Consider the following 16,461-nt stretch of genomic DNA (forward strand, 5'->3'; position numbering starts at 1 on the left):
ACAGGCGAGTCGCCGGCGAGTCACGGGCGGGCCGCCGCGGGTCAGCCTCCCGTCGGCGGCGCGTACGTGTAGCCGACGCGGCGCACCGTGCGGATGGTGTTCCGGTGCTCGGCGCCGAGCTTGCGGCGCAGCCGGGCGACGTGGACGTCCACGGTCCGCCCGTCGCCCACGTGCCCGTAGCCCCACACGGTGGTGACCAACTGGTCGCGGGTGTGCACCCGGTGGGGGTGCGCCACCAGGTGCGAGAGCAGCTCGAACTCCAGGTACGTGAGGTCGAGCGGCCGCCCGTCGACCGAGGCGGTCCGCCGGACCGGGTCGATCCGCACGGGGTGATCGCCGGATTCGCCGGACGCGCCGGACTCGTCTTCCGCGCCGGCCGGTCCGGACTCCGCCGGGTCCGTCTCCGGTACGGGGAGGAGCGGCAGCAGGGACGGCTGGTCGGCCGGCACGAGGACCAGGTACCCGATCATCGGCGGCCGGCCCGGCAGCGCGGGCAGGGTGTGCGGGGGAGCGGGCAGCCAGGTGGCGCCCGGCGGGAGGAGGCCGGCGACGTCGACCACCTCGTCCCGGTCGACGGCGCGCAGCCGGTGGCGGGCCGGACCGGTGGACGGGGCGGGGGAGGAGGCGGTGGCCACGGAGGAGAAGGGGCGGGTGTTCGCCATGGGGGTCAGCTCTTTTCGCGCGAGAGGCCGTCGGAGGACGTACACGTGCGCGCGGGCCGAAGGCCGTGGTACGGCTTTAGAGGGCCGGCGCGTTCGTCGCGCGACAACACACCCGGTCGAAGTCGTGGTGCTGACGGGAAGGCCAGAAGGGCTCCAGGTCGTGACGACCCGTGACGACGCGCTTCCGGAGGCTGGCCATGCCCCCATTGAAGCAGACCGGGGCCGCTGAGAGCAGCCTCCTCTCACGCTGCGGACACCGCGGCCCCTCCGGGGGCGCGGGGAACCGCGCGATCGGACCCCACCGGGCCGCGCACGTCCCCGACGCCCTTCCGGCAACAGCGCTCTCAGACCTGCCCGGCCTTCTCCAGGGCGGAACAGCACGTGTCCACGATCAGCCGCGTCACCACGTAGGGGTCGACGTTGGCGTTGGGCCGCCGGTCCTCGATGTACCCCTTGCCGTCCTTCTCGACCTGCCACGGGATGCGGACCGAGGCACCGCGGTCGGACACCCCGTACGAGTACTCGTTCCACGGCGCGGTCTCGTGCAGTCCCGTCAGCCGGTCGTCGATGCCCGCGCCGTAGTTCTTGACGTGGTCGAGCGGCTTCGAGCCCTCGCCCAGCGACTCGCACGCGGTGATGATCGCGTCGTACCCCTCGCGCATCGCCCTCGTGGAGAAGTTGGTGTGCGCGCCGGCGCCGTTCCAGTCGCCCTTCACGGGCTTGGGGTCCAGCGTCGCGGAGACGTCGAAGTCCTCGGCGGTGCGGTAGAGCAGCCAGCGGGCCACCCACAGGTGGTCGGAGACCTCCAGCGGGGGGACGGGGCCGACCTGGAACTCCCACTGGCCGGGCATGACCTCGGCGTTGATGCCGGAGATGGCGAGACCGGCCCTGAGGCAGTTGTCCAGGTGGGCCTCGACGACCCTGCGGCCGAAGATCTCGTCGGCGCCGACGCCGCAGTAGTAGCCGCCCTGCGGGGCCGGGAAGCCGCCCACCGGGAAGCCGAGCGGGCGCTCGCCGTCGAAGAAGGTGTACTCCTGCTCGATGCCGAAGACCGGCTCCTGCGCGCCGAACCTCTCGGCGACCTCCCTGAGCGCGGCACGGGTGTTGGACTCGTGCGGTGTCATGTCGATGTTCAGGACCTCGCACAGGACGAGGACGTCGTCACCGCCGCGGATCGGGTCGGGGAAGGTGGCGACCGGCTTGAGCACGCGGTCCGAGGCGTGGCCCTCGGCCTGGTTCGTGGAGGACCCGTCGAAGCCCCATACCGGCAGCTCCGCGCCCTTCGCGTCATCGGCGAGGATCTTGGTCTTCGAACGGAGCTTGGCCGTCGGCTCGGTGCCGTCGATCCAGATGTACTCAGCCTTGAAGGTCACGGGCCACATCCTTCGGGGTGGGTCTCTGAGCGCGGTGCGGGTGCCGCGGCGCTGCGGCACCGGGGCGCCGCGGAGGATGCCCGAAGCCTGTCAACGGGCGGTTTCCCGGCCGTTGCCCGGAGATGAACCCGGTGTTACCCGGCGCCCCCGTGCCGCGGGCGCCCGCGGAGAGGACGGCGGGCGCCCGCGAGGGGGACGGTGGGCGTCCGCGGAGAGGACGGGCGGCCCCGTTCGCCGTCCTCTCCGCGGGACCGTCGTCCCGGGGCCGGTCAGCCGACCTTCTCGATGAGGGCCCGGCGGATCAGGAACTTCCCGGGCTCGCGGACCTGCTCGAACGCCGCGTTGTTCAGGAGCGCGCAGCTGCCGGAGACCGAGGTGACCTCCACGGTGGTGGACTTGTCGTTGTCCAGGTTGGTGACCTTGAGCTTCGTACCGGCGGGGAACTGGTTGCTGGACGCCGCCGGGGCGCCCGCCTCGCCGGAGAGCGTGATCGTGGACCCGTTGCAGACCTGCCGGCCGGCCGCGGCGCCACCGCCCCCGGCGGCGGGCGCGGACGCCTCCTGCGACGGCTGCTGGGCGGGTGCGGACCCGGCGGGCGCCTCCGCCCCTGCTCCCGCTCCCGCCCCCGCTCCGGCGCCTGCTCCCGCTCCTGCCCCGGCGCCCTCTCCCACGGTCGCGTCGGACTCGCCGACCTCGCAACCGGACGCCTTCTGCTGCACCTTGATCTGGGCGATGACCGCCTCCCGGTTGGCGATCCGCGCCTGCGACTGCGCGTCCGGGTTGCTGCGCTGTCCCTCGATGAACCTCTCGTTGTTGCCGAGCGCCGTGGCCAGCCCGGAGCAGACCACCGAGGACTGCGCGTTCTGGACCGCGGGCGCGCCGGGCGCCGCGTTCGACGTGGCGGCCAGGGCGAAGGCCCCGCCGCCGGCCACCGCGGCGGCGCTCACCAGCAGGGCGATCTTCTTCTTCGGGCCGGGAGTTCTCCTGCGCGACATGAACGGCTCCTGTTCCCCGGCCGCCCCTGGCGGCGACCGTCCGCCGCTAGGTACGAGATGTCGAACGGACTTGCTCATCCATCGGCTCAAGTCACCTGAGTAACGTGGATCACACGGGGGCCGGTGCACGGGGTGGACGAGGGGCCGCCGGATGACGCGCGGACGCGCGGAACAAGGGACCTGGGAACCCGTGCCGCTCAGTCGTCACAGCACCCTCAAAACCCCTCTGGCCAGGGGCGATTGTCAGTGGGCGGCAGTAGAATAGAAGCAGTGTTCGAGGGTGCCGCCGGATACGCCGTACCGGTGCCCCGACCGCGACAGGAGGATGCCTGTGCCCGCTGCCGCCCTGTTTCCGCTGCCCACCCAGTCCACGTCCAAGAGGGCGGTCGTGCTCGACCTGCCGTACCGGCCCGTCGAGAAGCGACCGCTGCCGGCGGGGCGCCCCCGCGAGTGGTACATCACGCACAACCGCCGCCTGAAGGCGATGCGGCTCGCCATCGCCCTCCTCGACTCCGGTGTCTACACGCCCCGGCAGGCGCACGACGAGAGGATCCGCGGCATGGCCGAACTCATCGGCGTGCATCCGCCGTCGGACACGACCTGCCGCATGGTCCGGGCCCTGATGAGGTACGCCCGCTGAGCCCGTGTCCGGCGCGCCGCCCATTTCCGGACAGCGCGCCGGACGCAGATTCGCTCAGTACGGAGCACCCCTATTGCTCTCCTCTGTGACGATTTCTTTTGACCTCGCGGTCGAATGTGACTGCCTGTAAGCGGACCCGGCCGTTATTCGTTTCCGTCGGACGGGGATCCGACGGCATTCTGAGGGCTACCCTCGACGTCACCGACGGACCGGCGCACCCGCCGCCGCGTCGGGCAGCACCTGGACGCCCCACCACTCACGCACAAGGAGACCCGTCATGGGTACCTTGATCATTTCGGCGACCCTCGTCTCGGTCGTCCTGGGGTTCGACCGCCCCGTCTGGTGGCTCGCGACGGCCGCCCTGCTCTACCTCCACGTCCGCTACGTCCGGCCCGGTCAGGGGTCCCCCGGCTCGTCGCCGTCCGGCGGCGGCGCGGGAGGGCCCGGTGGCGGCGGTGGTTCGAGCTCCTCGATGCGCGACAGCAACTACCAGGCGTACCGCCGGCGCCGTGACCAGATGGCCCGGTGGGAGCGCCGCTACCGCCGCGAACGCCCCTGGAACACCCGCAAGTGAACGCGCCGGAGCCCCGCCCCGCCCGGGGGCGGTGGCGGGGCTCCGGAGAATCCGCGGGGCGCTACGCGCCGATCACACGTCGTAGTACAGCTCGAACTCGTGCGGGTGCGGGCGCAGCTGGAGCGGCGCGATCTCGTTCGTGCGCTTGTAGTCGATCCACGTCTCGATCAGGTCGGACGTGAACACGTCGCCCGCGAGCAGGAACTCGTGGTCGGCCTCCAGGCGGTCGAGGACGGCCGGGAGCGAGGTCGGGACCTGCGCGACGCCCGCGTGCTCCTCGGGGGCCAGCTCGTAGAGGTCCTTGTCGATCGGCTCGGCCGGCTCGATCTTGTTCTTGATGCCGTCGAGGCCCGCGAGGAGCAGCGCCGAGAAGGCCAGGTACGGGTTGCCGGAGGAGTCGGGCGCGCGGAACTCGACGCGCTTGGCCTTCGGGTTCGAGCCGGTGATCGGGATGCGCATGGCCGCGGAGCGGTTGCGCTGCGAGTACACCAGGTTGACCGGGGCCTCGAAGCCGGGCACCAGGCGGTGGTACGAGTTCACCGTCGGGTTGGTGAAGGCCAGCAGCGACGGGGCGTGCTTGAGGATGCCGCCGATGTAGAAGCGGGCCATGTCCGACAGGCCCGCGTAACCGGCCTCGTCGTAGAACAGCGGGTCACCGTTGGACCACAGCGACGAGTGGATGTGCATGCCCGAGCCGTTGTCGCCGAAGATCGGCTTCGGCATGAAGGTCGCGGTCTTGCCGTTGCGCCAGGCGACGTTCTTCACGATGTACTTGAAGAGCTGGAGGTCGTCGGCCGCGGCGAGCAGCGTGTTGAACTTGTAGTTGATCTCGGCCTGGCCGGCGGTGCCCACCTCGTGGTGCTGGCGCTCGACCTGGAGGCCGGACGCGGCCAGCTCCAGGGAGATCTCGGCCCGCAGGTCGGCGAAGTGGTCGACCGGCGGGGTCGGGAAGTAGCCGCCCTTGTAGCGGACCTTGTAACCGCGGTTGTCGTCGGAGGAGCCGGTGTTCCAGGCGCCCGCCTCGGAGTCGATGTGGTAGAACGACTCGTTCGACTTGGTGTCGAAGCGCACGCTGTCGAACACGTAGAACTCGGCCTCGGGGCCGAAGAACGCGGTGTCGGCGATACCGGTCGACGCGAGGTACGCCTCGGCCTTCTTGGCCACGTTCCGCGGGTCACGGGAGTACTGCTCGCCCGTGATCGGGTCGTGGATGAAGAAGTTGATGTTGACCGTCTTGTCGCGGCGGAAGGGGTCGACCCGCGCGGTGGTCAGGTCGGCGCGCAGCGCCATGTCGGACTCGTGGATGGCCTGGAAGCCGCGGATCGAGGACCCGTCGAACGCCAGCTCCTCGGCCGGGTCGAAGGCCTCCGCCGGGATCGTGAAGTGCTGCATCACCCCCGGAAGGTCGCAGAAGCGGACGTCGACGAACTTGACGTCCTCGTCCGCGATGAACTGCTTGGCCTCGTCGGCGTTCTGGAACATCCAGCTCCTCCTACTCCCGCCCACTTCGGACCGGGGTGGTAGTTCGTTCGTGCAGCCAGTGCGGTGGCACACGCTGGCCCGACTCTAAGGACGGGTGATTTCTCCAGCGTGACCCATTTGTTTCGCCCAAGTTAACCGGACCCGATCCGGTGTACCCCGCCTGCCCGCATGCCAAAACGGCCGCAGTACCGTGGTGAGGTGGACAACAGGCAAGCAATCGGATCCTGGCTCTCCGGACCCCGCGCGGCCGCGGAGGACGCCGGCGCCGACTTCGGGTACCGCGGGGAGCAACTGGGCCTGCCCGAGACGGGCCCCGGCTCGATCGCCCGCCCCGGCAGGCGCCTGGGCGCCCTCGCCGTCGACTGGGGTCTGTGCACGCTGATCGCATACGGCCTGATCACCGACGGCTACGGCCAGGCGACCGGCAACTGGACGCTGCTCGTCTTCTTCGTCGTGGGTGTCCTGACCGTCGGCACGGTCGGCTTCACCCCGGGCAAGCGCCTGTTCGGCCTGCGGGTCCTCGCCCTGGACACCGGTACGGTCAGCCCGCTGCGCGGCCTCCTGCGCACGGCCCTGCTGTGCCTGGCCCTGCCGGCCCTGATCTGGGACCGCGACGGACGCGGGCTGCACGACCGCCTGGCCCGCACGGTCGAGGTCAGGATCTGACGGCACGGCCCGCGGCCACCACGTACCCGCGGGTACGGCACACGGGCACGAGGACGGGGCGCCCCGGAACCGTCGGTGATTCCGGAACGCCCCGTACCAGTGGATCCCGGGAGCGGCGCTAGCGCATCTTCCCGCCGCGCGGCATCCGCATGCCCTTGGGCATCGGGCCCTTGGGGAGCGGCATGTTGCTCATCAGGTCGCCGAGGGCGCGCAGCCGGTCGTTGGTCGCGGTGACCTGCGGGCCGGTCAGCACCCGCGGGAGCTTGACCATCGTCGTGCGGAGCTTCTTCAGCTCGACCTGGCCCTCACCCGTGCCGACGAGGATGTCGTGCACCGGCACGTCCGCGACGATGCGGGCCATCTTCCGCTTCTCGGCTGCCAGCAGGCTCTTCACCCGGTTCGGGTTGCCCTCGGCCACCAGCACGATCCCGGCCTTGCCGACGGCCCGGTGGACCACGTCCTGGTTGCGGTTCATCGCCACGGCCGGGGTGGTCGACCAGCCGCGCCCGACGTTGTCGAGCACCGCCGCCGCCGCGCCCGGCTGGCCCTCCATCTGCCCGAAGGCCGCACGCTCGGCCCGGCGCCCGAAGACGATCGCCGTCGCGAGGAAGGCGAGCAGGAGTCCGAGGATGCCGAGGTAGATCGGGTGACCGATCCAGAAGCCGATCGCGAGGAAGACACCAAGGGTGACGATTCCGACAGCCGCGAGTACAAGACCGATCTTTTTGTCGGCCTTGCGGGTCATCTTGTAAGTCAGGGCGATCTGCTTGAGCCGCCCGGGGTTCGCAGCGTCCGCTGCGGGTTCCTTCCTCGCCATGCTCAGAAGTCTACGTGCCGGGGGAAGCGCCGACGACGGCGGTGCCCGGCTCAGCGCTGCGCGAGGAAGGACTGCTCGAAGGACTGCTCCAGGACGAGCTGCGCCTCGACCCGGTCCTTGGCGCGGCGGCGGTCCTCCAGGACGGAGGTCCAGGCGTTGCGGCGGGCGGTGCGCTGGCCGCCGCTCAGGAGCACGGACTCGACGGCACGGAGTGCGTCGGTGAGCGACGGGATCGCTGTGGCGCGGACGGGCGCGGCCTGCATGATGGAGGTTTCCCCTCGGGACGGCGGCTCTGGCCGGGGCTCTGGGTGCGATGGGACCGAGGTCCGGGAGCGGAATCTGGAACCAGGGTCTCTGAATGGTGTTACCAGGACGTGACCGGCCGGTCAAACGCGGGTGAAGCCCGTAATCGGAGGCTCCGGACCCCGGCGCGGCCCCGGAACGGTCCTCATCTGCGAGGGCGCCCGGGGCCGCGTCGCCCTGGTCATTACGTGCGAGTAGCTTCTTGTGCCCGGATTCACACGCGAACCCGGCACCGCGTGCCGGCCGCAGCGGGCCCGGTGTGCCTCAGACGGCCTGCGAGGCGGTGTACGCGCCCCGCTTCTCGACGGCCATCCGGTACAGGCGGCCGGCCCGGTACGAGGAACGGACCAGCGGGCCCGACATGACCCCGGAGAAGCCGATCTGCTCGGCCTCCTCCTTCAGTTCCACGAACTCGTGCGGCTTCACCCAGCGCTCCACGGGGTGGTGGCGCACGGACGGGCGCAGGTACTGCGTGATGGTGACCAGCTCGCAGCCCGCCTCGTGCAGCTGGCGCAGGGCCTCGCCGACCTCCTCGCGGGTCTCGCCCATGCCGAGGATCAGGTTTGACTTCGTCACCAGGCCGTAGTCGCGGGCCTCGGTGATGACCTTCAGCGAGCGCTCGTAGCGGAAGCCGGGGCGGATGCGCTTGAAGATGCGGGGAACCGTCTCCACGTTGTGCGCGAAGACCTCCGGGCGGGAGGAGAAGACCTCGGCGAGCTGGGCCGGCTCGGCGTTGAAGTCCGGGGCGAGCAGCTCGACCTTGGTCGGGCCCTCGGCGCGGTCCGCGGTCTGCCGGTGGATCTGGCGGACCGTCTCCGCGTAGAGCCAGGCACCGCCGTCCGCCAGGTCGTCGCGGGCGACACCGGTGATCGTCGCGTAGTTGAGGTCCATGGTGACCACGGACTCGCCCACGCGGCGGGGCTCGTCGCGGTCCAGCGCCTCGGGCCTGCCGGTGTCGATCTGGCAGAAGTCGCAGCGCCTCGTGCACTGGTCGCCGCCGATGAGGAACGTGGCCTCGCGGTCCTCCCAGCACTCGTAGATGTTGGGACAGCCCGCCTCCTGGCAGACCGTGTGCAGGCCCTCGCTCTTCACGAGGTTCTGCATCTTCGTGTACTCGGGGCCCATTTTCGCCCGAGTCTTGATCCACTCGGGCTTGCGCTCGATGGGGGTCTGGGCGTTCCGGACCTCCAGGCGCAGCATCTTGCGTCCGTCGGGTGCGACTGCGGACACATCGGCTCCCTGTAGCTTCGATTCTTCGGCGTCCACCAGGGTACGCCCGTACGGTTCTCGGCCCCCGAGGTGGGCAACCTTCGGGAACGGGGGTGCATTCCCGGGCCCGGCGAAAAGCCCCTACACCCCGGCCCGCTCCACCTCGCGCGGCTTCGGCTCCGCGTTGCCCAGCACGTCCGCCAGGTGCCGCTCGGCGACCGGCAGGACCTCCGCGATCGTCAGGTCGCGTCCCAGCTCGTGCGCGAGCGAGGTGACCCCCGCGTCCCGGATCCCGCACGGGATGATCTTGTCGAAGCTGGAGGTGTCGGGGTTCACGTTCAGTGCGAACCCGTGCATCGTGACCCCCTTGGCCACCCGGATCCCCATGGCGCAGATCTTCCGGTCCTCCCGTCGCTGCCCCGCGTTGGAGGGCGCGTACTCGGGCCCGTTCAGCCGGGGGTCGAACTCCTCGTCGGCCAGCCGGGGGTCGAAGTCGAGGGAGAGCCCGCCGAGCGCCGGCCGCTGCTCCACCGGGTCGCCCAGGACCCAGACGCCGGCCCGCCCCTCCACCCGGCTGGTGCGGACGCCGAAGTCCGCGCAGACGCGGATCATCGCGTCCTCCAGCCGCCGCAGATGGGCGACGACGTCCACCGGGCGCGGCAGCTTCTGGATCGGGTAGCCGACCAGCTGCCCCGGACCGTGCCAGGTGATCTTCCCGCCCCGGTCCACGTCGACGACGGGCGTGCCGTCGAGGGGCCGCTCGCTGTCCGCCGTGCGCCGGCCCGCCGTGTAGACCGGCGGGTGCTCCAGGAGCAGGCAGGTGTCGGGGATCTCGTCCTGGAAGCGGGCCGCGTGGACGCGGCGCTGCTCGTCCCAGGCCTCCTGGTACTCGACCGCGTCCGCGCCGAAACCCATGCGGACGAACCGCAGCTCACTCACGGCAAGCGCCTCCTTGCAAGAGTTGCCGGGCCTCCGACGGCCCGGTAAGGCTCATGGCAGCCCCAAGCAACTGTACGTCCGACCGGTGCGCGTCAGCCCTCGGGGCAATCCTCACACGATCGGATGAATGCGTGCGGAAGTGTGCGATCGGCTCCTTGCGGACGGCTACATTCGCGCCGTTCACGAGGCTAAAACAAGGCCGCCCACCGCACGGCGGTCACCTCGTCCGGGCCTGCCCGTACAGGCCCCCAGCCCGGAAGGCAGGAGTCCGCACCGCAGATGACGGAACGACCCGCTCAGCGCACCCCCAACCGTCAGCTCGCCGCGCTCATCGCAGAAGCGGGGTTCTCCAACGCGGGGCTCGCCCGTCGAGTGGACCAGCTCGGCCTCGAACACGGCCTGGACCTGAGATACGACAAGACATCGGTGACCCGCTGGCTGCGGGGACAGCAGCCCCGGGGCACCACACCGGCACTGATCGCCGAGGTGTTCACCCGCCGCCTCGGTCGCCGGCTCAGCGCCCAGGACCTCGGACTCGACGCCTGCGCGCCCGTCTACGCGGGCCTGGAGTTCGCCGCCACCCCCGAGGAGGCCGTCGACATCGTCGGCGGGCTGTGGCGCAAGGACTCGGGGAGCCACGCCGAACTGCGCAAGATCGCGTTCACCCCGGCGGGCCTCGTCGTGCCCAGCCGGGACTGGCTGATCGGCCGGGCCGACGACCGGGTGGGCCGGGCCGACCCCGGTGCCGCGCGCATCCCCGTACAGCCCCGCCCGCCGTCCGTACGGCTGCCGGCCGTGCCCGAACAGGGGCGGCACCCGGCCAGACAGCGCCCGGGCGCCGAACGCGGCCCCGGCCAGCGGGTGAGCGCGGGCGACATCGCGGCCCTGCGCTCGGTCGGCGAACTCTTCCGCACGCTCGACAACACGTACGGCGGAGGGCACGCCCGGCAGGCCCTCGTGCGGTACCTGGAGCACGAGCTGGAACCGATGCTGCGCGGCACGTACGGCGAGCAGACGGGGCGCCGGCTGTTCGCCGCGGCCTCCGACCTGACCCGGCTCGCGGGCTGGACCTCGTACGACATCGCCGCGCACGGACTGGCGCAGCGGTACTTCGTGCAGGCCCTGCGGCTGTCGCAGGCGGCGGCGGACCGGGCGTACGGCTCCTACGTGCTCGTGACGATGAGCCGGCAGGCCGTCTACCTCGGCCACGGCCGCGAGGCGGTGCAGCTCGCGCGCGTCGCCCAGCAGGGCGTGGGGTCCTCCGCGCCGCCCGTCGTCCAGGCGCTGCTGTACGCCGTCGAGGCCCGGGGCCACGGGGTGCTCGGCGAGGTGCGCGCGGCCACGTCCTCGCTGGTGCGGGCCGAGCGGGCGCTGGAGACCGCCCGGCCCGGTGACGAGGTCCCCTACTGGGCGCGGTTCTTCGACGAGGCGCAGCTCGCGGACGAGTTCGGGCACTGCCACCGCGACCTGCAGCAGTACCGGGCGGCCGCGCAGCACGCCGAGCGCTCGCTGCAGCTGCGCGCCCCCGGGTACGCGCGCAGCCGGCTCTTCTGCCGGGTGGTCCTGGCCTCGGCCCGGCTCGGGCTCGGGGAGCTCGACCAGGCGTGCCAGCTGGGGGCGGAGGCGGCGGCGCAGGCGGCGGAGATGCGGTCGGTCCGGGCGCTGGAGTACGTACGCGACTTCGAGCGGCGGCTGGAGCCGTACCGGGACGCGGCGCCGGTGCGGGGGTACCGCGACCGGGTCGCGGCTCTCGGCTGAGGAGCACGCAGGGGCTGTGGCCGAGGGCCGGGGAAGGGCCGTGGCCGGGAACCACGGGGACGCCGTGTCCGGAGTGCGGCGCCGTCGTGGCCTGGCGCGCCGTTCCCCGCGCCCCTCCGGGGCGGGGGCTGGAGGTCCCGCCCCGCGTCGGGGCCTCCAGCCCGGCTCCGCCGGCTACGCGGCCGTGGGGGTCGGCAGGGGGGTCGCCCCGGGCGGTGCGACGGGGCCCAGGTCCTTCAGGAGGGCCGTGGCCGCCCGGTGGCCCGAGTGCAGGGCGCCCTGGACCGTACCGGTGTCGCGGTGGTCGCCGCAGACGTACAGGCCCGCCAGCAGGCGGACCGGGCGCCGCAGGTCGTGCNCGGTGGTCGCCGCAGACGTACAGGCCCGCCAGCAGGCGGACCGGGCGCCGCAGGTCGTGCGGCGGCGGCATCGCCGGGACGGCGTCGGGTGTGTGGTGGACCGCGAGCAGCTCCCAGCGGTGCGTGGCCGTGCCGTAGAGAGCGGCCAGCTGCGCGCGGACCGTCCGGTCCGCGTCCGCGGGCGGGGCGCCCAGGATCGTCGACGAGATCAGCGCGCGGCCCGCGGGGGCGCGGGACGGGTCGACCCGGCTGAGGACCGCGGTGTGGGCCACCGGGCCCCGCCGGTCGGCGTCCAGGAGCAGTGCCGCGCCGGTCGCGGGCGGCTCGTCCGCCGTGTGGTGCACCACCGTCACCGGGTGGAACGACGGCACCCGCAGGCCCGGCAGCAGCTCGGCCGCGGCGCGGGCGCCGGTCGCCACCAGGACGGCCCGGCACCGCAGCCCGCCGTGGTCGGCCGTCGTCACCGAGGTGGTCGAGACGGAGGTGACCCGTACCCCGGTGCGGACCGTCCCCGCCGGCAGGGTGGCCGCGAGCAGCCCGGGCAGGGCCTCGGCGCCGCCCTCGGGGACGCACAGCCGCCCCGAGGCGAAGGCCCGCAGCGCGAGGTCGGCGCACCGGCTGGACGTCGCCAGCTCCGGATCGCAGAGCAGCGCCGCGAGGAGCGGGCGCAGGAACCCCTCGACCGTACGGGCGGGCATGCCGCGGGCCGCGAGCGCCCGCCCGGCGGACCGCTCGGACCGGGCCAGGAGCCGCTCCACGGGGACCGTCGCGATCCGGCCGAGGGCCGCGGCCAGCCGGGCCTGGTCGAGCGCGCCCCCCAGCGGGGGGAACGCCCGCGCCACGGGCGGGACGGCGGCCGTGCGCACCTGCCGGACCCTGCGCGGAGGGCCCACGAAGGCGCGTGCCGCATCGAGTGCGCCCCTTGCGCCCCCGGCGCTCGCGGGCTCACCCGCACGGTGCAGCCGCCCCTCGGCGTGGACGAGGACACCGGGGTCGAACGGGCACAGGGCGAGGGCGTCCAGACCGGGGGTCAGCCGCAGTTCGGGGTACGACGTGGAGAGGAGCCGGCCGACGCGGTCGAGCCGGAAGCCGTCGACCTTCTCGGTCGTCATGCGCCCGCCGACATGGGGGGCGGCTTCCAGGACGACGGCCGTCACACCTGCGCTGTTCAGCCGGTGGGCGGCCGCGAGCCCCGCGGCTCCGGCCCCCACGACGACGACGTCCGCCTGACAAGCGGGCTCATGCACATGCCCCTCCTGGGGTCGCGCGGCCACGGGGGGCGCCATGCCCCCGGCGGCGGGCCGGAACAACCGGGTCGGAGCCGACAGTAGGGCCGCGGGCGGCCGGAGGAAGTCGCGCATCGGCAGGGCACGGTCGCACGGCGGTCGCATGGGGACGGGGCCGCCGGCGGAGGACCGCGCCCCCGGACGGCCGCGCAGTTCCCCGCGCCCCTGGGCACCCAGGGGCGCGGGGAACTGCGCGACCGGCCACGACGGGTCCGCGGCCGACGACGGACCGGGTCACCCCGGCGCGGATCCGCCGGGGCGGACGGCTACGTCCTCGTCGCCCGGATCGCCTCCTCGATGCCCGGGAAGGCGAACGTGAAGCCGGACTCCAGCAGCCGGGCCGGGAGTACGCGCTGGCTGCCCAGCACCTCCTGGGCCATCTCGCCGAGCACGGCCCTCAGCACGGGCGCGGGCACCGCGAGGAGCGTGGGCCGGTGCAGGATGCGCCCCATGGCGGCGGTGATCTCGCGGTTGGTGAGCGGCTCGGGGGCCGTCAGGTTGAAGGGCCCGGACAGCGACCCGGAGTCGAGCAGGTGCCGCAGCGCGGCCACGTGGTCGTGCAGCGCGATGTAGCTCCAGTACTGCCGCCCGTCGCCCATCCTCCCGCCGAGCCCCGCCCTGAACAGCGGGAAGAGCCGTCCCCAGGCGCCGCCCTCCGCGGCCACCACCAGTCCGGTGCGGGCGAGGACGGTCCGTACGCCCGCCTCCCGCGCGGGTGCCGTCGCCGCCTCCCACTCCACGCACAGCGAGGGCAGGAACCCGTCCCCGGGGGGCGAGTCCTCGTCCACGGCCCGTTCGCCGGTGTCCCCGTAGAAGCCCAGGGCACTGCCGTTCAGGAAGACCCGCGGCGGCCGGTCCATGGCCGCGACGGCCTCCGCGAGCGCGGTGGTGCCCAGCACCCGGCTCTCCCGGATCGTCCGCTTGTACGCGTCGCTCCAGCGGCGGTCGCCGATCCCGGCGCCCGCCAGGTTCACCACGGCGTCACAGCCGGCGAGTCCCACCGCGTCCACGTACTGCCGCCCGGGATCCCACTCGACCTCGTCGTCCGCCCGCGGCGTACGGCGCACCAGCCGCACCACCTCGTGCCCGTCCGCGGTCAGTGAGCGCACCAGAGCCGTGCCGATGAGACCGGACGCGCCGGCCACGGCGATTCGCGAAGCTTCCATGCCCCCATCCTGCGCCCGCCCCGCCAGGAGCACCGCGCGGGGCGGGAGCGGGCGCGTCCGGCCCGGAGCGGGCCCGCCCGGCCCGGAGTGGACCCGGACCCCCGGATCTACAGTGCTCCCATGCCCGAGCCGTACATACGCACCGCAGTGCCCGACGACGACGAGGCGCTGGGCCGTCTCGACCGCGAGGTCTGGTCCCACCGGCACGCCGTCACGCCCCCGGACCAGCCGCCCTACGACCCGTTCTTCAACGACCGCTTCAGGCCGCGCGACCACCTGGTCGCCGAGCTGGACGGGCGTGTCGTCGGCTACGTACGGCTCGGGTTCCCCACCCCGCTCGCCTCCAACGCGCACGTACGGCAGATCCAGGGCCTCGCCGTCGCGGACGGGGCCCGCGGCAGCGGTGTGGGCCGGGCGCTGGTCCGCGCCGCCGTCGAGGAGGCCCGCCGCCAGGGCGCGCGCCGGATCACCCTGCGCGTCCTCGGCCACAACGCACCCGCCCGCGCGCTGTACGAGTCGGAGGGCTTCGTGGTCGAGGGGGTCCAGCCGGAGGAGTTCCTGCTGGACGGCGCGTACGTGGACGACGTGCTCATGGGACGCAGGATCTGACGGCGGGGCGGACCTCCGGGAGGCCGGTGCCCCCGCCGGCCGGGCGGGGCGTTCAGGACTTCACGAGGTCGCCCGTGTCCACCGGGGACGAGGACCTCGCCGCACGCGCGGCGTCGTCCGCGACCTCGTCGGCGGTGAGCACGTACCCCGTCTCGGCGTCGCTGGTGGAGCGCGCGAAGACGACACCGAAGACCTTGCCGTCGGTGGTCAGCAGGGGACCGCCCGAGTTGCCGGGCCGGACCGTGGAGCGGATCGCGTAGATCTCGCGGGTGACCGGGTCGGAGCCGTAGATGTTCTGGCCCTGGGCGTTCATCCTGTTCGCGACCGTGGCCGCCTGGAGGTCGAGGCCGCCGTCCTGCGGGTAGCCCGCGACCACGGCCGCGTCGCCGCGGGCCGCACCGGTGTCGAAGGGCAGCACGGGGGCCTCCAGCCCCGGCACGTCGAGCACGGCCACGTCCTTCCGCGGGTCGAAGAGGACGACCTTCGCCTCGTACGCCCGTCCCGTGCCGCCGACGCGCACGGTCGGGTCGTCGATGCCCGCGACCACGTGGGCGTTGGTCATCACGTGCTCCGGCGCGTACACGAACCCGCTTCCCTCGCGGCCCTGCGTGCCGACGGCGCCCTCGACCTTCACCGTGGAGCGCTGCGCGGCCCGCGTGGCGGCCGGGGTCACGCTGTCCCCGGAGGGCTCGGCGACCTCGGCCGCCGGCTCGTTCTCGAACGGGTTGAAGACCTGCGGGAAGCCGGCCTGCGTGAGCGCCGAGGTGGCCCGCGAGAACCAGGCCGGGGTCGTCTCCGGCATCGCGTCCTGGACCGCGCCGAGCAGCGCGGAGTCGCGGATCGACGAGGTGACGACGGGTGAGGCGGAGGCGCCCAGGACGCTCGCGGCCACCCATGCCACGAGCAGCACGGCCACCGCGTTCGCCGCGGCGCCGCCCACACCGTCGACCACGCGCAGGGAGCCCTGGTCCAGCTCGCGGCGCAGCTTCAGCGCCAGCCGCCCGGCCAGCTCGTGGCCCACCGCGGCGGGCAGCAGCACCGTGAGCACCGCCGTGACCGTCGCGGCCGTGGTCCCCGGCTCCACCAGGTCCATCACCCAGGGCAGCACCCATACGCCGACGACGGCACCGCCGACGAAGCCGGCCAGCGAGACACAGCCCGCGACCAGTCCGCGCCGGTAGCCGGACGCCGCGTACGCGAGGATCACCAGCAGCAGCAGGATGTCGAGCAGGTCCACGGAGCTCCCTTTCTCTCGGGCCCCTCCCCACGTGCCGGACGGGCCCAGTGATCAGGCACGCGTGCGGGAACCGGCTGTTCCGCCCACCTGCCTGGACCTGTAGAAACGTCCCGGACCGGGGCGTTGGTTCCACCGGGTGGCACAGCACACGTCGCGGGCGCCCGCGGTCTCCCGGACAGTGGGTCCCATGTGTGCCCACCGGTCCCCGCCGCCCCGTCCCGCCCGGGGCGTACCGCGCGGGGCGCGGGCACCGCTGCGCCGTCGGCGGCACGCGGCGCGTCCGCCGCTCCCGGCCCGCACACCCCGTCCCCTGCGCCTCGTGCTCGCCTGCGTCCCCGCCCTCGCGGCCGTCGCGGGGCTGGTGCTCTGCGCGATCGGGGTCGGCC

The 16,461-nt window shown here is 73.2% G+C and carries 15 protein-coding genes and 2 pseudogenes; 6 read left to right on the forward strand and 11 right to left on the reverse strand.

What is annotated here, in order from left to right; translation table 11 throughout:
* Nucleotides 1-41 precede the first annotated feature (41 nt).
* From KM933_RS13895 to KM933_RS13905, 3 genes are all read right to left on the reverse strand, one after another.
* Complete coding sequence (locus KM933_RS13895) at nucleotides 42-662, reverse strand: winged helix-turn-helix domain-containing protein (protein WP_221351845.1); 621 nt, start codon at nucleotides 660-662, stop codon at nucleotides 42-44.
* A gap of 344 nt (nucleotides 663-1,006) precedes the next feature.
* Nucleotides 1,007-2,035 (reverse strand): glutamine synthetase, encoded by a 1,029-nt coding sequence (gene glnII, locus KM933_RS13900; protein ID WP_221351847.1) that lies wholly within the window; start codon nucleotides 2,033-2,035, stop codon nucleotides 1,007-1,009.
* A gap of 269 nt (nucleotides 2,036-2,304) precedes the next feature.
* Entirely contained in the window at nucleotides 2,305-3,030 is a 726-nt protein-coding gene (locus KM933_RS13905; RefSeq protein ID WP_221351849.1) for a septal ring lytic transglycosylase RlpA family protein, read from the reverse strand.
* Between the two features lie 331 nt (nucleotides 3,031-3,361).
* Here KM933_RS13905 and KM933_RS13910 point away from each other — a divergent pair, with 331 nt between their 5' ends.
* A complete protein-coding gene (locus tag KM933_RS13910; RefSeq protein WP_221351851.1) occupies nucleotides 3,362-3,670 on the forward strand; it encodes a hypothetical protein in 309 nt (102 codons plus the stop codon).
* Nucleotides 3,671-3,947: 277 nt separating this feature from the next.
* On the forward strand, nucleotides 3,948-4,244 hold the full coding sequence (locus KM933_RS13915; RefSeq protein WP_221351852.1) for a hypothetical protein: 297 nt from the start codon (nucleotides 3,948-3,950) through the stop codon (nucleotides 4,242-4,244).
* 72 nt (nucleotides 4,245-4,316) lie between these two features.
* Here KM933_RS13915 and glnA read toward each other — a convergent pair whose 3' ends face one another.
* Nucleotides 4,317-5,726 carry a type I glutamate--ammonia ligase gene (gene glnA, locus KM933_RS13920; protein ID WP_221351854.1) on the reverse strand — a complete coding sequence of 470 codons (1,410 nt, stop codon included), beginning with the start codon at nucleotides 5,724-5,726 and terminating at the stop codon, nucleotides 4,317-4,319.
* Between the two features lie 198 nt (nucleotides 5,727-5,924).
* Between glnA and KM933_RS13925 the strand changes: the two genes are divergently transcribed.
* Nucleotides 5,925-6,392: an RDD family protein gene (locus tag KM933_RS13925; protein ID WP_221351856.1), complete on the forward strand. Its 468-nt coding sequence runs from the start codon at nucleotides 5,925-5,927 to the stop codon at nucleotides 6,390-6,392.
* Nucleotides 6,393-6,510: 118 nt separating this feature from the next.
* Here the strand turns inward: KM933_RS13925 and KM933_RS13930 are convergent, their stop codons facing one another.
* From KM933_RS13930 to lipB, 4 genes are all read right to left on the reverse strand, one after another.
* On the reverse strand, nucleotides 6,511-7,209 hold the full coding sequence (locus KM933_RS13930; RefSeq protein WP_221351858.1) for a DUF4191 domain-containing protein: 699 nt from the start codon (nucleotides 7,207-7,209) through the stop codon (nucleotides 6,511-6,513).
* Between the two features lie 50 nt (nucleotides 7,210-7,259).
* Nucleotides 7,260-7,472: an SCO2195 family GlnR-regulated protein gene (locus KM933_RS13935; protein WP_221351860.1), complete on the reverse strand. Its 213-nt coding sequence runs from the start codon at nucleotides 7,470-7,472 to the stop codon at nucleotides 7,260-7,262.
* 304 nt (nucleotides 7,473-7,776) lie between these two features.
* Nucleotides 7,777-8,742 carry a lipoyl synthase gene (gene lipA / locus KM933_RS13940; protein WP_221351862.1) on the reverse strand — a complete coding sequence of 322 codons (966 nt, stop codon included), beginning with the start codon at nucleotides 8,740-8,742 and terminating at the stop codon, nucleotides 7,777-7,779.
* 120 nt (nucleotides 8,743-8,862) lie between these two features.
* Complete coding sequence (gene lipB / locus KM933_RS13945; protein WP_221351864.1) at nucleotides 8,863-9,660, reverse strand: lipoyl(octanoyl) transferase LipB; 798 nt, start codon at nucleotides 9,658-9,660, stop codon at nucleotides 8,863-8,865.
* 279 nt (nucleotides 9,661-9,939) lie between these two features.
* Between lipB and KM933_RS13950 the strand changes: the two genes are divergently transcribed.
* Nucleotides 9,940-11,418: an NsdA family TPR-like regulatory protein gene (locus KM933_RS13950; RefSeq protein WP_221351866.1), complete on the forward strand. Its 1,479-nt coding sequence runs from the start codon at nucleotides 9,940-9,942 to the stop codon at nucleotides 11,416-11,418.
* Between the two features lie 174 nt (nucleotides 11,419-11,592).
* Here the strand turns inward: KM933_RS13950 and KM933_RS13955 are convergent.
* Together KM933_RS13955 and KM933_RS13960 are read right to left on the reverse strand one after the other, a co-directional pair.
* Nucleotides 11,593-13,024 (reverse strand): annotated as a pseudogene (locus KM933_RS13955) (NAD(P)/FAD-dependent oxidoreductase).
* Nucleotides 13,025-13,329: 305 nt separating this feature from the next.
* On the reverse strand, nucleotides 13,330-14,229 hold the full coding sequence (locus KM933_RS13960) for a TIGR01777 family oxidoreductase (protein WP_221351867.1): 900 nt from the start codon (nucleotides 14,227-14,229) through the stop codon (nucleotides 13,330-13,332).
* A gap of 120 nt (nucleotides 14,230-14,349) precedes the next feature.
* On the opposite strand from KM933_RS13960, the gene KM933_RS13965 reads away from it, so the two are divergent.
* Complete coding sequence (locus KM933_RS13965) at nucleotides 14,350-14,838, forward strand: GNAT family N-acetyltransferase (RefSeq protein WP_221351870.1); 489 nt, start codon at nucleotides 14,350-14,352, stop codon at nucleotides 14,836-14,838.
* Nucleotides 14,839-14,890: 52 nt separating this feature from the next.
* Here the strand turns inward: KM933_RS13965 and KM933_RS13970 are convergent, their stop codons facing one another.
* A complete protein-coding gene (locus KM933_RS13970) occupies nucleotides 14,891-16,075 on the reverse strand; it encodes a MarP family serine protease (RefSeq protein ID WP_221351872.1) in 1,185 nt (394 codons plus the stop codon).
* Between the two features lie 187 nt (nucleotides 16,076-16,262).
* On the opposite strand from KM933_RS13970, the pseudogene KM933_RS13975 reads away from it, so the two are divergent.
* Nucleotides 16,263-16,461, forward strand: a pseudogene (locus KM933_RS13975) (N-acetylmuramoyl-L-alanine amidase); the annotation flags it as partial.

Source organism: Streptomyces beigongshangae, from assembly GCF_019710745.1.
GTDB classification, from domain to species: Bacteria; Actinomycetota; Actinomycetes; order Streptomycetales; family Streptomycetaceae; genus Streptomyces; species Streptomyces beigongshangae.